The organism is Streptomyces sp. NPDC002734, from assembly GCF_040295685.1.
GTDB lineage: Bacteria > Actinomycetota > Actinomycetes > Streptomycetales > Streptomycetaceae > Streptomyces.
Window position 1 is genome coordinate 144,043 of record NZ_JBEOVU010000005.1, and the last position, 14,665, is coordinate 158,707.

Genomic DNA, 14,665 nt, shown 5'->3' on the forward strand with positions numbered 1-14,665 from the left:
GTAGTCCGGCCGACGGCGCGAGGGCCCGACGTCGCGACGGCCCGACGGCGGACGCGACGGCGCGAGGCGCCCGCCCGCGCCCGGCGGGCGAACGCCTCCCGCGGCGGGTCTACCAGGCGAACGCCTCCGGCGACGGGCCGGGACCGGGGAAGATCTCGTCCAGCTCGGTCAGCACCTCCTCGCTCAGCTCCAGCTCGAGCGCCCGCAGCGCGGACTCGAGCTGCTCGACGGTGCGCGGGCCGACGATCGGCCCGGTCACGCCCGGCCGGGTCAGCAGCCACGCCAGCGCGGCCTCGCCCGGCTCGATGCCGTGCTTGTCCAGCAGATCCTCGTAGGCCTGCACCTGCTCGCGCACCGCGGTGTTCGCCAGCGCGTCCGCGGACCGCCCGCTGGCCCGCCGCTTGCCCTCGTTCTCCTTCTTCAGGACGCCGCCCAGCAGTCCGCCGTGCAGCGGCGACCAGGGGATCACGCCCAGCCCGTAGTCGCGGGCCGCCGGGATGACCTCCATCTCCGCGCGCCGCTCGGCCAGGTTGTACAGGCACTGCTCGCTGACCAGGCCGATGGTGGTGCCGCCGCCGCGGCGGGTGGCGACCTCGTTCGCCTGGGCGATCTTGAAGCCGGGGAAGTTGGAGGAACCGGCGTAGAGGATCTTGCCCTGCTGGACGAGGACGTCCACCGCCTGCCAGATCTCCTCGAACGGGGTCCGGCGGTCGATGTGGTGGAACTGGTACAGGTCGATGTAGTCGGTGTTCAGCCGCTTGAGGCTGGCCTCCACCGCGCGCCGGATGTTCAGCGCGGAGAGCCGGTCGTGGTTGGGCCAGGGCTTCTCGTCGGCGCTCATGTTGCCGTACACCTTGGTGGCCAGCACCACCTTGTCGCGGCGCTCACCGCCCTTGGCGAACCAGCTGCCGATGATCGACTCGGTGCGGCCCTTGTTCTCGCCCCACCCGTACACGTTGGCCGTGTCGAAGAAGTTCAGGCCCGCGTCGAGGGCGGCGTCCATGATTGTGTGGCTGTCGGCCTCGTCGGTCTGCGGACCGAAGTTCATGGTTCCGAGGACGAGCCGGCTGACCTTGAGACCCGTGCGTCCCAGTTGTGTGTACTTCATGGTCCCCAGCCAACGCCCTGGCGGCGCGTCGGGCAAGAGGGACTCGACGTCACGACGGTGAACGGCGACCCCGTTACGGGTGCGACGGCTCGTACCGCCGCCCGTATCCCCACTCCTCGTGCATCACGTCCGCGAAGGTCGCCGCCAGCTTGTGCTCTCCGGAGGCGTTGGGGTGGGTGCCGTCGTAGGTGTCGTGGTCGATGTCCCAGCCGGGCGGCACGGGGGCGAGGAGGACGGGGGAGTGCTCGGTGTGCAGGGTCTCGACCTCCTGGGCGAGGAGCTCGTTGAAGCGGGTCACCTCCAGGGCGAAGTCCTCGTCCTTCGCTGCGCGCACGTTGGGGATCACCGGCAGCATCACCATCCGCACCGCGGGCCGGACCTCGCGCGCGTTGATCACGAAGCGGCGCACGTTGTCGGCGGTCTGCCGGGCGTTGGTGTAGAAGCCCAGGTCGATCAGGCCGAGGGAGATCAGCAGCACGTCGGCGCGGTGGGCGCGGGCCTCCTCGCCGATCAGCGGCATCATGTGGTGCCAGCCCTCGCCCCAGCCGGCCAGGTGCGCGCGGGGGAACGCCGGGTCGACGTCGGCGGCGTACGCGTACGCGTCGGGGCCGTCGGTCGCCGGGTCGTGCAGCGCCTCACGGGGACCGACGATCCCGAACGGGGCGTCGAGGGTGGCCCGCAGGTGCTGCCAGAGGCGGTAGCGCCAGGTGTGTTCCCCCGCGCTGCCGATCGTCATGGAGTCCCCGACGGGCATGAACCTGAGCATCCGATCATGATGCCCCGTTCCCGGCCCGCGACGCGACGTGAGGGGGGACACTGGGCGCATGCTGCGTCGATCGCTCGCGACCCTCGCCGGGGCGGTGCTCCTGGCCGTCGCCGGCTGTGCCGTCTCCGCCGCCCCCGCCGCCGCCGAGGAGGGGGACGGGAGCTTCACGCTGACGGACCCGCGGATCACCGAGTCGAGCGGTCTCGCCGCCTCGCGCCGGCACCCGGGGATCTACTGGACGCACAACGACAGCGAGGACGGCTCCCGGGTGTTCGCCGTGGACGGCCGCACCGGGCGGACCGTGGCCACCGTGACCCTGTCGGGGGTCGGGCAGGCGCGGGACATCGAGGCCGTGTCGGTGGGGCCGGACGGGCGGGTGTACGTCGGGGACATCGGCGACAACTTCGACGGCGGCTGGGACCACGTCTGGATCTACGCCTTCCCCGAGCCGAAGCGGCTGCGGGACGCCACCGTGCCGGCCACGCAGTACGTGGTGCAGTACGAGGGCGGGGCGCGGGACGCCGAGTCGCTGGCCGTGCACCCGAAGACCGGGCGGGTCTACATCGTCGACAAGCGCAAGGGCGGCGACGGGCACGTCCTGGCCGGGCCGAAGCGGCTGTCGGCGACCGGGGTGAACATCTTCCGGCCGGTGGCCGGCATCGACGTCTGGGCGACGGACGCGGCCTTCTCCCCGGACGGGTCCCAGCTGGCGGTGCGGGGTTACCTGGACGGCGTGCTGCTGGACTGGAACGGCGGTCGGCCGAAGGAGCGGCAGCGGCTGTCCCCGCCGTTCCAGGGGCAGGGGGAGTCACTGACGTACAGCGCGGACGGGCGGCTGCTGCTGTTCGGCAGCGAGGGCGAGGGCAGCCGGGTGGTCGCGAAGCCGGCGCCCGAGGGCGCCGCGGTGGAGCCGCCGGAGCGGTCCGGACGGTCCGGGGGCGCCTCGCCGTCCTCCCGCTCCCCGGCGGCGGGCCCGCCCGCGGAGGCCTCCGGGGGCGACGGGGGCGACGGCGGCAACGGGGGGAGCGTCACCCTCGGCGGGGTGGCGCTGATCGCCGTGATCGTCGGCCTGTGGGCCGCCGCCCGCCACCGCCGCGCGGACTGACCTCCCGTGCCGGGCTCCTGAGCACCCTGAGCGGGCTGGGACGGGCGAAGGGGGCGGGCGCCGGAGATCTCCGGCGCCCGCCCCCTTCCTGGCTCACGCTTTGTCCCCGTCAGCTCGCGGTGACCAGCTCCCGCTCGCGCGGGACGACCCGCACCGTGGGGTGCGCGCCCTGCCAGCCGACGGCGAGGCGCAGGCGGCCCAGCCGGGCCAGCGCCACCCCCACCGCGACGGCGGACAACGTGGCGACCGCGCCGCAGGCCACGAAGCCCGCCCGCGCCCCGTACACGTCCGTCGCCCAGCCGGCGAGCGGCGCCCCGATCGGCGTGCTGCCCATGAAGACCATCATGTAGAGCGACATCACCCGCCCCCGCATCGCGGGCTCGGTGGCCATCTGCACGCTCGTGTTGGCGGTGACGTTGAGCGTCATGCTGAACGCCCCGAGCGGCACCAGCAGCGCCGCGAAGAGCCACAGCCCGGGGCTGAGCGCCGCCACGACCTCCAGCAGACCGAAGGCGAGCGCCGCCCCGATCAGCAGCCGCAGCCGCGCCCTGGCGCGCCGGGCGGCCAGCAGCGCGCCGGCCAGCGAGCCGACGGCGATCAGGATGTTGAAGAACGAGTAGCCCGCCGCCCCGGTGTCGAAGACGTCATAGGCGAAGGCGGACAGCACCACCGGGAAGTTGAAGCCGAAGGCCCCGACGAAGCCGATCAGGACGATCGTCCAGTACAGGTGCGGACGCCCGGACACGTAGCGGATGCCCTCCCGCAGCTGCCCCTTGGCGCGCGGCGCGCGCTCCACCGGGTGCAGCTCGCACGTGCGCATCAGCATCAGGCAGGCGAGGGGGGCGGCGAAGGAGAGCCCGTTGATCAGGAAGGCCCAGCCCGTGCCCATGCCGGTGATCAGCACGCCGGCCACGGCGGGACCGATCAGGCGGGCCGACTGGAAGTTGGCGGAGTTGAGGCCGACCGCGTTCTGCAGTTGCCCCCGGCCGACCATCTCCGAGACGAAGGTCTGGCGCGCCGGGTTGTCGACGACGGTGGCCATGCCGACCAGCAGGGCGGCGACGTAGACGTGCCACACCTCGACGTGCCCGCTCAGGTCGAGCGCGGCCAGCGCGAGGCCGGTGACGGCCATCGAGGACTGGGTGACCAGCAGGGTGGGCCGCTTGGGCAGCCGGTCCACCAGCAGGCCGCCGTACAGCCCGAGCAGCAGCATGGGCAGGAACTGCAGCGCCGTGGTGACGCCCACGGCGGTGGACGAGCCGGTGAGGCTGAGCACCAGCCAGTCCTGGGCGATCCGCTGCATCCAGGTGCCGATGTTGGAGACGACCTGGCCGGTGAAGAAGAGCCGGTAGTTCCTGATCCTGAGGGAACTGAACATCGAGCCCTTGCGAGGCTCGGCGACGGCAGCGGGGGTGGTGCGGGGGGTCGGTGGTTCGAACGGTGCGGGGGCGGAGTCTGCTCCGGATCCCGAACTCAAAAAGGTTCGCCTCCTTCTGGCGTCCAGCTCACAGGTGGGCGAGCTTCTCCAGCACCGGCGCGGCGGCCCGGAGCTTCGCCCACTCCTCCTCGTCGAGTCCCCCTTCGACCAGCGCGGCGAGGAACGCGTTCCTCCTGCGGCGGCTCTCCTCGAGCATCGCCTCGGCCGCGTCGGTCTGGGAGACGACCTTCTGCCGGCGGTCGTCCGGATGGGGTTCCAGACGGACCAGCCCCTTGGCCTCCAGCAGGGCCACGATGCGGGTCATGGACGGCGGCTGCACGTGCTCCTTGCGGGCCAGCTCACCAGGGGTGGCACGGCCGCAGCGGGCGAGGGTGCCGAGCACCGACATCTCGGTGGGGCTCAGCGACTCGTCCACCCGCTGGTGCTTGAGGCGGCGGGCCAGGCGCATCACGGCGGAGCGCAGGTCGTTCACGGCGTCCGCGTCGTCGCCGTGGTGGAGGTCCAGCATGTCCTTAGCGTAACTCATTACTCTCTCTAAAGAACAATGACGGGGCCTCATGCGTGCAGGAGGGTGGGCGAGATCACCCGAAGGAGTGGTCCGAGCGAAGGAAACGGGACTGTTTCCACCCTCCGGCGCGACCCTCATGTCCATGCAGATGACGCAGACGACGGGACACACCGACAGCGGTGTGCTCAGCCTGCGCGTCGACGGGGACCTGCTCGACCGTCTCCGCAGGCACGCGGCGAGAAGCGGGATGAGCGTCCAGGACTACGTGGTCCGGACGCTGGTGAGGGACGACTTCGACCAGCGGTTCCGGGCCGCGGTCGAGGAGACGGAGAAGCACTACGGCCCCGCGCACGGGAGCGCGGGGCCGTAGCGGACGGGGGCGGCGAGCCCCCGGGAGGATCAGGCGAGGCCGAGGGCCGGCATCAGGTAGTAGAAGACGAACACCGCGGCCACCGCCCACATCGCCGCCGGGACGCCCTTGGCGCGGCCGGTCACCAGGCGCAGCACCGCGTAGGTGATGAAGCCCAGGCCGATGCCCGTGGTGATGGAGAAGGTGAACGGCATCGTCAGCATGGTGACGAAGGCCGGGACGGCGATCGACCAGTCGTTCCAGTCGATCTCCTTGATGTTGCCCGCGAGGATCAGGAAGCCGACCGCGACCAGCGCCGGGGTGGCCGCCTGCGACGGCACCATGGTGGCGACCGGGGTCAGGAACAGCGCGAGCGTGAACAGCAGGCCGGTGACGACGTTGGAGAGGCCGGTGCGGGCGCCCTCGCCGACGCCGGCGGTGGACTCCACGAAGCAGGTGGTGGCCGAGGACGAGCTGGCGCCGCCGGCGGCGACCGCGATGCCGTCGATGAACAGCACCTTGTTCATGCCGGGCATCTGGCCCTGGGCGTCGGTCAGCTTCGCCTCGTCGCTGATGCCCATGATCGTGCCCATGGCGTCGAAGAAGCAGGACAGCAGGACGGTGAAGACGAACAGCACGCCGGTCAGCACGCCGACCTTCTCGAAGCCGCCGAACAGGCTGACCTGGCCGATCAGGCCGAAGTCGGGGGCCGCGAAGGGGTTGCCGGGCCACTCGGGCGTGGTCAGGCCCCAGCTCTTCACGTCGGCGACCGCGTTGATCACCACGGCGACGACGGTCATCGCGACGATCGAGATCAGGATGGCGCCGGGCACCTTGCGGATCATCAGCGCGAAGGTGAGCAGCACGCCCAGCGCGAAGACCAGGACCGGCCAGCCGAGGAGCTGGTTGCCGACGCCCAGCTGGAGCGGGACGGTGGTGTGGGCGGCGTCCGGGATGCGGGTGACGAAGCCGGAGTCGACCAGACCGATCAGCAGCACGAACAGGCCGATGCCGATGGCGATCGCCTTGCGGATGCCGAACGGCACCGCGTTCATCACGCGCTCCCGCAGGCCGGTGGCGACCAGCAGCATCACCACGAAGCCGGCCAGCACGACCATGCCCATCGCGTCGGCCCACGACATGCGCGGGGCGAGCTGGAGCGCGACGACGGTGTTGACGCCGAGACCGGCCGCGAGCGCGATGGGCACGTTGCCGATGACGCCCATGAGGAGCGTCGCGAAGGCGGCGGAGATCGCGGTGGCGGTAACCAGCTGGGCGTTGTCGAGCTGGTTCCCGTACATGTCCTTCGCGCTGCCCAGGATGATCGGGTTCAGCACGATGATGTACGCCATCGCGAAGAAGGTGGCGAAACCGCCGCGGACCTCGCGGGGCAGCGTGCTGCCGCGCTCGGAGATCTTGAAGTAGCGGTCGAGAGCGCCGAACTGGGGCCGGCGGCCCGGCTGCTCGGGCGCGGGAGCCTTGGCGGTGGCCGAGGAGGACATACGGGACCTCAGGAGTACGGGGGTCGGGGGGCCCGCCCGGCGGCTCTCGCGGACTCTCGTGGATTCCTACGAATGGATCCAGCCAAGCGGTGTCTCCACCAGTATGAACATATAAACCTCGCGTTAGCGAATCTCTGCGGGTCGATGTGACGAGGGTCGGAAGAGGGGGCGAGGGCGGCTGCGAGGGGCCTCGTAGACTGGGGCCATGGCGAAGTGGACCCCCAAGCACGAGGCGCCGGAGCCCCTGGAGGGGCCCGTTGTCGCCACCATCACCGGCGGCACGATCCTGTGGTTCGTCCTCTTCCTCGTTCAACTCCCCTTCTACGGCTGGTTCGACGAGAACGGGCACGCGTGGTGGGTGTGGACCTGCCTGGCCGGCGGGGGGCTCGGGCTGATCGGTGTCTGGTACGTGCGCAAGCGGGACGCGGCGATCAAGCGGGCCGCCACCGACCGCCTCACCACCACGTGACCTGTTTCACGCCACCTCCCTCACCCTCCGGCCCGCTCCCCGCCCCCGCAACCGCGGGGGCGTCCCTCTGCCGCCACCCGGCGTAACGGCGCTGCCCGCGAGGTCCGCGTGCCCGGCGCGCCGTCACCCTGCGGGCGGTCCCGGGAACGCGAAACGCCGCGTTCCGGGGAACGCGGCGTTTCGGCGGTGCGGGGACGGTCAGAGGTGGTCGATGACGTGGTCGACGCAGGCGGTGAGCGCCGCGACGTCCGCGGGGTCGATCGCCGGGAACATCGCGACCCGCAGCTGGTTGCGCCCCAGCTTCCGGTACGGCTCCGTGTCCACGATCCCGTTCGCCCGCAGCACCTTCGCCACCGCCGCCGCGTCGATCTCGTCGGCGAAGTCGATCGTGCCGATGACCTGCGACCGCTTCGCCGCGTCGGCGACGAACGGCGTCGCGTACTTGGAGGCCTCGGCCCACCCGTACAGGTTCCGCGCGGACTCCGCCGTGCGGGAGACCGCCCAGTCCAGGCCGCCCTGGCCGTTGATCCACTCCAGCTGCTCGTTCAGCAGGAACAGCGTCGACAGCGCGGGCGTGTTGTACGTCTGGTTCTTGAGCGAGTTGTCGATCGCCGTCGGCAGCGAGAAGAACTCGGGGATGTGGCGGCCGGAGGCGTGGATCCGCGCGGCGCGCTCGAGCGCGGCCGGTGAGAACACGCCGATCCACAGACCGCCGTCCGAGGCGAAGGACTTCTGCGGGGCGAAGTAGTAGACGTCCGTCTCCGAGACGTCCACCGGCAGACCGCCCGCGCCGCTGGTCGCGTCGACCAGCACCAGCGCGCCCTCGTCCGCGCCGGCCACCCGGCGGATCGGCATGGCGACACCGGTGGAGGTCTCGTTGTGGGTGAAGGCGTAGACGTCGACGCCCGCCTCGGCCTTGGCCTCGGGGTGGTCGCCCGGCTCCGCGGAGACCAGCGTCGGGTCGCCCAGCCACGGGGCGAGCTTGGAGGCCTTGGCGAACTTCGAGGAGAACTCGCCGAAGGTGAGGTGCTGGGAGCGGTTCTCGATCAGACCGTGCGTCGCGATGTCCCAGAAGGCGGTGGATCCGCCGTTGCCGAGGATCACCTCGTAGCCCTCGGGCAGGGAGAACAGCTCGCGGATGCCCTCCCGCACCTTGCCGACCAGGTTCTTGACCGGGGCCTGGCGGTGAGACGTGCCGAGCAGAGACGTGCCGGTCGCGGCGAGGGCTTCCAGCGCCTCCGTCCGCACCTTGGAGGGGCCAGCGCCGAATCGTCCGTCGGCGGGCTTGATGTCAGCGGGAATCTGGATCTCAGCCACGAGCGCGAGCGTAGTCCCTTCGGGAAACCCGTACGAAACGTGGTCCGGCCGCTGAGACGACGTGTCCGGCGGCCTCCCGCCGGGGATCCTCGGGAGATGCACGAGTTCGAGCCGCGCTCGCCGTCCGAGTCGTCCCCGCCGTCCCCGCCGTCCCCGCCGGCCCCGCTGGAGGCCGCCCTGCGCCGGGCGGTGCGCGGTGAGGTCGCGTTCGACGCGACCGCCCGCGCGCTGACCACCATGGACGCGTCCAACTACCGCCGGGTGCCGCTGGGCGTGGTCACCCCCCGGGACGCCGACGACGTGGCGGCGGCGCTGGAGGTCTGCCGCGAGCACGGCGTGCCGGTGGTCCCGCGCGGCGGCGGCACCTCGATCGCGGGGCAGGCCACCGGCACCGGCGTCGTGCTCGATTTCACCCGCTCCATGAACCGCCTGGTGTCCCTGGACGCCGAGGCCCGTACCGCCGTCGTCCAGCCGGGCCTGGTGCTGGACCGGCTCCAGGAGGCGGCCGCGCCGCACGGCCTGCGGTTCGGGCCCGACCCGTCGACCCACGGCCGGTGCACGCTCGGCGGGATGATCGGCAACAACTCCTGCGGCTCCCACTCGGTGGCCTGGGGGACCACCGCGGACAACGTGGAGTCGCTGGAGGTGCTGACCGCGCGCGGCACGCGTCTCGTGCTCGGCCGCGGCGGGCGGGGCGCGCCGGACGGGCTGCGCGACCTGGTCGGCGGCGAACTGAAGCTGCTGCGGACCGGGTTCGCGCGGGACCTGCCGCGCCGGATCTCCGGCTACGCGCTGGACGCGCTGCTGCCCGAGCGCGGGGTGGACGTGGCGCGGTCGTTCTGCGGCTCCGAGGGCACCCTCGGGGTGCTCACCGAGGCGACGGTGCGACTGGTGGAGTCGCCGCCCGCCCGCGCCCTCGCGGTGCTCGGGTACGCCGACGAGTCCGCCGCCGCGCAGGCCGCGCCAGGACTGCTGCCGCACCGTCCGCTGACCGTGGAAGGCATGGCGACCGATCTGGTGCCGTCCGCCGAAGGGCTGCCGCGCGGCGGGGCCTGGCTGTTCGTGGAGACCGGCGGGGCCAACGGCGTCGAGGCCCGGGCGCGCGCCGAGCGGATCGTGCGGGCGGCCGACGCGCTGGACGCGCTGGTGGTCACCGACCCGGCCGCCCAGCGGGTGCTGTGGCGCGTCCGCGAGGACGCCAGTGGCACGGCGACCCGGATGCCGGACGGCACCGAGGCCTGGCCCGGCTGGGAGGACTGCGCGGTGCCGCCTGCCCGGCTGGGCGCCTACCTGCGCGACTTCCGGCGGCTGACCGCCGAGCACGGCCTGCGCGGCGTCCCCTACGGGCACTTCGGCGACGGGTGCGTCCACGTCCGCATCGACTTCGACCTGCTGACCGCGCCGGGCATCGCGCGGTTCCGCCGCTTCTCGCAGGAGCTGGCCGACCTGGTGGTGGCGCACGGCGGCTCGCTTTCGGGGGAGCACGGCGACGGGATGGCGCGGGCGGAGCTGCTGGAGCGGATGTACGGGGCGGAGGCGGTGCGCCTCTTCGAGCGGGTCAAGGACCTCTGGGACCCCGACGGCCTGCTCAACCCCGGCGTCCTGGTCCGGCCCGCACCGCTCGACGCCCACCTGCGGTTCGCGGCGCTGCCCCGGGAGCCGGTCGACGTGGAGTTCGGCTACCCGGCCGACAACGGCGACTTCCGGGCCGCGGTCCGGCGCTGCGTGGGCGTCGCCAAGTGCCGCACGACGACGGTGGCCGGGGGAGAGGTGATGTGCCCGTCGTTCCGGGCGACCGGCGAGGAGGCGCACTCCACCCGGGGCCGGGCGCGGCTGCTGCACGAGATGCTGGCCGGCGAGGTGATCACCGACGGGTGGCGCTCGGAGGAGGTGCGCGACGCGCTGGACCTCTGCCTGTCCTGCAAGGGCTGCCGCACGGACTGTCCGGTGGGCGTCGACATGGCCACCTACAAGGCGGAGTTCCTGCACCACCACTACGCGGGGCGGCGCCGGCCGGCCGCGCACTACGCGATGGGGTGGCTGCCGGTGTGGCTGCGGGCACTCGCCCGCACCCGGGTGCCCGGCATCGTCAACGCGCTGGCCTCGGTGCGGCCGCTCGCCGCGGTGGCCAAGCGGCTGGCGGGGGTCGCCCCGCAGCGGCCCCTGCCGCGCCTCGCCCGCGAGACGTTCACCCGGTGGTGGGAACGGCGCCCGCGCACCGGCGTTCACCCGCGGGGGTCGCACGCGGCGGGGCCTGCGGGCGTCGACCCGCGGGAGTCGCGGACGGTGGGGCCTGCGGGCGTCGAACCGCTGGAGTCGCGGACGGTGGTGCTCTGGCCGGACACCTTCACGGAGTACCTGTCGCCGTCCGTCGGCCGGTCCGCCGTCCGGGTGCTGGAGGCCGCCGGGCTGACGGTGACGCCGCCCCCGGTGCTCCGGCCGGGCGGTCCGCGGATCGCCGACGGCCGCACCGGCGGAGCGCGCGGCGCGTTGTCCGTCCTGGCCTCCGCCGTCCGCCGCCGCGGCCGGGTCTGCTGCGGCCTCACCTATGTCTCCACCGGCCAGCTCGACCGGGCCAGGGCGGTGCTGCGCCGCACGCTGGATCTGGTGGAACCGGTGCTCGACGCGGGCCTGCCGGTCGTCGTCCTGGAGCCGAGCTGCGCGGCGGCGCTGCGCGGCGACCTGCCCGAGCTGCTGGGCGACGACCCGCGCGCCGCTCGGCTTGCGGACGCGGTGGTCACCTTCGCGGAGGCCTTGGAGCGGCACGCGCCCGACTGGACGCCGCCCCGCCTCGACCGCCCGGTGGCCGGTCAGACCCACTGCCACCAGCACGCCGTCCTCGGCGACGCCGCCGAACGCCGGCTGCGCGAGGCGGCCGGTCTCACCGGCGACCTCTCCGGCGGCTGCTGCGGCCTGGCCGGCGACTTCGGCTTCACGCGCGGCCACCACGAGGTGTCCGTCGCCTGCGCGGAGGAGCAGCTGCTGCCCGCCGTCCACGCCGCGGGGGAGGAGGCGGAGCTGCTCGCCGACGGCTGGTCCTGCCGCACCCAGCTCGACCACCTCGCGGGCCGGCGCGCCCGTCACCTGGCGGAGGTGCTCGCGGAGGCGCTGGACGAGGACCGGCCCGGTAAGGACTGAACCCGCTTTACGCGGATGACGGCCCGCCCGTAACCTCGTGCTGGTCCCTGAGGACCCTTTCGCGCCCCTCATACCCCTCGCACCTTTCGCACCAGGACGGCATCGTGAACGCACCCCGCACCGACCGGCCCCTCGCGGGCGCCACGGCCTCCGGCGCCGGCGAGGCCCCCGTGCCCGCCGCCGGTTCCGCCGCCGGTTCCGCCGTCGGGTCCACCGCAGGTTCCGGCGCCGGGTCGCGGAGGGCGCTCGGCCCCGTCGGCCTGGTGATGGGCGGGGTCGTCTCCGTGCAGTTCGGCAGCGCGCTGGCCGTGAACCTGATGGACCGCACCAGCGCGCTGGGCGTGGTCGCGATCCGCCTGGTGGTCGCGGCGGCGCTGCTCCTGGTCTTCTGCCGTCCCCGGCTGCGGGGCCACTCCCGCGCCGACTGGGGCACGGTGATCGCCTTCGCGGGGACGCTGGCCGGCATGAACGGCCTCTTCTACCAGGCCGCCGACCGGATCCCGCTGGGCCCGGCGGTCACCCTGGAGGTGCTGGGCCCGCTGGCCCTGTCGGTGATCGCCTCGCGGCGCGTGGTGAGCCTGCTGTGGGCGGGCCTGGCCCTGGCCGGCGTCTTCCTGCTCGGCGGCGGCGACTTCTCCGGCCTCGACCCGGCGGGCGTGGCGTACGCCCTAGGCGCGGGCGCGATGTGGGCGGGTTACATCGTCTTCAGCGCCCGCACCGGCCGCCGCTTCCCGCAGGCCGACGGCCTGGCCATCGCGATGGGCCTCGCCGCGCTGCTGATCCTCCCGCTGGGCGTCGGCTCGGCGGGCGCCGAACTCCTCGACCCGGTGACGGTCGGCCTGGGCGCGGGCGTCGCGGTGCTGTCCTCCGTCCTCCCGTACACCCTCGAACTGATCGCCCTGCGCTCGCTCCCGGCCGCCGCGTTCTCCATCCTGATGAGCCTGGAACCCGCGGTGGCCGCCCTGGCCGGCTTCCTGATCCTCCACCAGACCCTCGGCGCCGCCCAGGCCGCGGCCATCGGCCTCGTCGTCGCCGCGAGCATGGGCGCGGTCCGCACCCAGGTGGGCGCGGTGCGCGTCACGAAGGAATCCGAGCTGGGCTGACGGGGGTTCGAAGCGTGGCTACACCGGGCGCACGGCTTGTCCCCTCAGTACCGCCGGTAGCTCACCGTTCCGGGTGACGGTGCAGGTCACAGCTATTTTCGGCGTCCTACGCTCCGGGCCATGACCCTTAGCCCGTCCGAATCTTCGGCGCGGGCCGACCGCAAGGGATGCCATGGTCAGTTCGGCGCACGAGGCGCTGCACCGCATCTTCCGGGACCACCCGGATCTCTTCTACCGCCTGTCGGCCCGGCTGGGCTTCGATCTCCCGCCCCCGACGAAGGCGACCGTCGAATGCCCCGACGTGACCGAGACGGCCGCGATCGAGCGAAGGATCGACACGCTCATCCGCTTCGAGACGGAGAGTCAGGGGCCCTTCCTGCTGGCGGTCGAAGCGCAGGGCAAGCCTGACCCGGACAAGCCGTCGAGCTGGGCCTATTACGTCAGCTACCTCTGGAGCAAGTACCGGATTCCCACGCACCTGATGGTGGTCTGCCAGGACCGCCGGACAGCGGCCTGGGCGCAGCAGCCGGTGACCAGCGGGCTCCCGTTCATGCCCACGCTCACCGTGCGTCCCCTGGTCGTCGGGCCGCACAACACACCTGTCATCGCCGACCCGCGGCAGGCGAGAGAAGACATCTACATGGCGACGCTCTCGGCCATCACGCACGCGGCGGAACCGGACATTGATGACATACTGAAGGCTCTGTCCCGTGCCCTCCGTGACGTTCCGGAGGACGAAGGCAGCCAGGTCGTCGAGTACACAGCCCAAGGCCTCAGGAACGCCCGGGCGAAGCAGCTCTGGAAGGAGCTTCTTATGGTCGACACTAGTTTCTACCGCTCGTGGCTCTTCGAGGAGCTTCGGGACGAGGCCCGCGCACAGGGGATGGCTCAGGGCGTGGCCGAGGGCATGGCCCAGGGCGTGGCTCAGGGCGTGGCCGAAGAGTCGGTGAGGTCGAAGGCCGAAGACCTCCTGGTCGTCCTTGAGCAGCGCAACCTGGAGGTGTCGGAGGAGACGCGCAGGCGCGTCGAGGAGTGTGGGGACCCGGACGTCCTGCGTATGTGGCTTGTGCGGGCCGTGACCGCCCCGACGGTCGACGCCGTCTTCGAGGGGACTCCTCGGGAAGGCGTGCCGGGCCAGTCCCGGGTGGAGAGCGGCAGCCGGTAGCCGTCCGGGTCCTGCGAGTGCCCCGTCCCCGTCGACGGGGCACTCGCCGTCCGCGGCAGCGGCGAAAGGCCTGGGGCCGACGGCGGACGCCTGGCTAGGGTGCGCGCATGAGTGAGCAGCGCACGAGTGAGCAGCAGCTGAGGCTGGAGCCGATCACGCCGGGGAACTTCGACACCGCGATCGGCATCGAAGTGGCCCCTGGGCAGCGCAGGTTGGTCGCGCCGGTGGTGAAGTCGCTGGCGCAGGCGTACGTGTACCCGGAGGCCGCCTGGCCGCGGCTGATTCGCGACGGGGACCGGGCCGTCGGGTTCCTGATGGCGTTCCTGGACATCGACTGGCTCGACGACGGCAGCCGCAGCGACGTCCGGTCAGGGCTGTGGCGGCTGAACATCGCGGCGGACGAGCAGCGGCGTGGCTACGGCGCCTTCGCGGTGCGGGCGGTCGCGGAGGAGATCCGGCGCAGGGGCGGGTCGCGGCTCTACGCGACCTGGGAGCCGGGGGAGGACGGGCCGGAGGAGTTCTACCTGCGGCTGGGCTTCCGCAGGACGGGGGAGATCTCCGGGGGACAGATCGTCGGTGTGCTGGACCTCGACGAGGCCGAGTGACCGCCGGGGGAAAAAATCAAGCAAGCACGCTTGATTGATTCCCGTCCCGCTGCCATGCTCCGAGGCGCACCACCCCGCACACCGCCGTGCCC

At 72.7% G+C, this 14,665-nt stretch carries 13 protein-coding genes; 7 read left to right on the top strand and 6 right to left on the bottom strand.

Annotated features, from left to right (window positions below; all coding sequences use genetic code 11):
- Positions 1-109: 109 nt before the first annotated feature.
- Together ABT026_RS07080 and ABT026_RS07085 are read right to left on the bottom strand one after the other, a co-directional pair.
- Positions 110-1,108, bottom strand: coding sequence for an aldo/keto reductase (locus ABT026_RS07080; protein ID WP_351113045.1), 999 nt, complete (start codon positions 1,106-1,108; stop codon positions 110-112).
- Positions 1,109-1,181: 73 nt separating this feature from the next.
- On the bottom strand, positions 1,182-1,874 hold the full coding sequence (locus ABT026_RS07085; RefSeq protein WP_351113046.1) for a GDSL-type esterase/lipase family protein: 693 nt from the start codon (positions 1,872-1,874) through the stop codon (positions 1,182-1,184).
- A gap of 61 nt (positions 1,875-1,935) precedes the next feature.
- On the opposite strand from ABT026_RS07085, the gene ABT026_RS07090 reads away from it, so the two are divergent.
- On the top strand, positions 1,936-2,979 hold the full coding sequence (locus ABT026_RS07090; protein ID WP_351113129.1) for a WD40 repeat domain-containing protein: 1,044 nt from the start codon (positions 1,936-1,938) through the stop codon (positions 2,977-2,979).
- Positions 2,980-3,088: 109 nt separating this feature from the next.
- On the opposite strand, the gene ABT026_RS07095 is transcribed toward ABT026_RS07090, so the two are convergent.
- Both ABT026_RS07095 and ABT026_RS07100 read right to left on the bottom strand, forming a co-directional pair.
- Positions 3,089-4,456, bottom strand: a complete 1,368-nt coding sequence (locus tag ABT026_RS07095; protein WP_351113047.1) for an MFS transporter — start codon at positions 4,454-4,456, stop codon at positions 3,089-3,091.
- Between the two features lie 28 nt (positions 4,457-4,484).
- Entirely contained in the window at positions 4,485-4,925 is a 441-nt protein-coding gene (locus tag ABT026_RS07100) for a MarR family winged helix-turn-helix transcriptional regulator (protein WP_351113048.1), read from the bottom strand.
- 142 nt (positions 4,926-5,067) lie between these two features.
- Between ABT026_RS07100 and ABT026_RS07105 the strand changes: the two genes are divergently transcribed.
- On the top strand, positions 5,068-5,295 hold the full coding sequence (locus ABT026_RS07105; protein WP_502967909.1) for a hypothetical protein: 228 nt from the start codon (positions 5,068-5,070) through the stop codon (positions 5,293-5,295).
- Between the two features lie 29 nt (positions 5,296-5,324).
- On the opposite strand, the gene ABT026_RS07110 is transcribed toward ABT026_RS07105, so the two are convergent.
- Complete coding sequence (locus ABT026_RS07110; protein ID WP_351113049.1) at positions 5,325-6,776, bottom strand: NCS2 family permease; 1,452 nt, start codon at positions 6,774-6,776, stop codon at positions 5,325-5,327.
- 205 nt (positions 6,777-6,981) lie between these two features.
- Between ABT026_RS07110 and ABT026_RS07115 the strand changes: the two genes are divergently transcribed.
- Positions 6,982-7,245: a DUF2530 domain-containing protein gene (locus ABT026_RS07115; RefSeq protein WP_351113050.1), complete on the top strand. Its 264-nt coding sequence runs from the start codon at positions 6,982-6,984 to the stop codon at positions 7,243-7,245.
- A gap of 198 nt (positions 7,246-7,443) precedes the next feature.
- Here the strand turns inward: ABT026_RS07115 and serC are convergent, their stop codons facing one another.
- Positions 7,444-8,562: a phosphoserine transaminase gene (gene serC / locus ABT026_RS07120; RefSeq protein WP_351113051.1), complete on the bottom strand. Its 1,119-nt coding sequence runs from the start codon at positions 8,560-8,562 to the stop codon at positions 7,444-7,446.
- Between the two features lie 96 nt (positions 8,563-8,658).
- Here serC and ABT026_RS07125 point away from each other — a divergent pair, with 96 nt between their 5' ends.
- The 4 genes from ABT026_RS07125 (at position 8,659) to ABT026_RS07140 (ending at position 14,573) form a co-directional block, all read left to right on the top strand.
- Positions 8,659-11,700 carry an FAD-binding and (Fe-S)-binding domain-containing protein gene (locus ABT026_RS07125; RefSeq protein ID WP_351113052.1) on the top strand — a complete coding sequence of 1,014 codons (3,042 nt, stop codon included), beginning with the start codon at positions 8,659-8,661 and terminating at the stop codon, positions 11,698-11,700.
- Positions 11,701-11,804: 104 nt separating this feature from the next.
- On the top strand, positions 11,805-12,803 hold the full coding sequence (locus ABT026_RS07130; protein WP_502967910.1) for an EamA family transporter: 999 nt from the start codon (positions 11,805-11,807) through the stop codon (positions 12,801-12,803).
- A 172-nt stretch (positions 12,804-12,975) separates the two neighbouring features.
- On the top strand, positions 12,976-13,968 hold the full coding sequence (locus ABT026_RS07135) for a FliH/SctL family protein (protein WP_351113053.1): 993 nt from the start codon (positions 12,976-12,978) through the stop codon (positions 13,966-13,968).
- A 107-nt stretch (positions 13,969-14,075) separates the two neighbouring features.
- A complete protein-coding gene (locus tag ABT026_RS07140; RefSeq protein ID WP_351113054.1) occupies positions 14,076-14,573 on the top strand; it encodes a GNAT family N-acetyltransferase in 498 nt (165 codons plus the stop codon).
- Positions 14,574-14,665 lie beyond the last annotated feature (92 nt).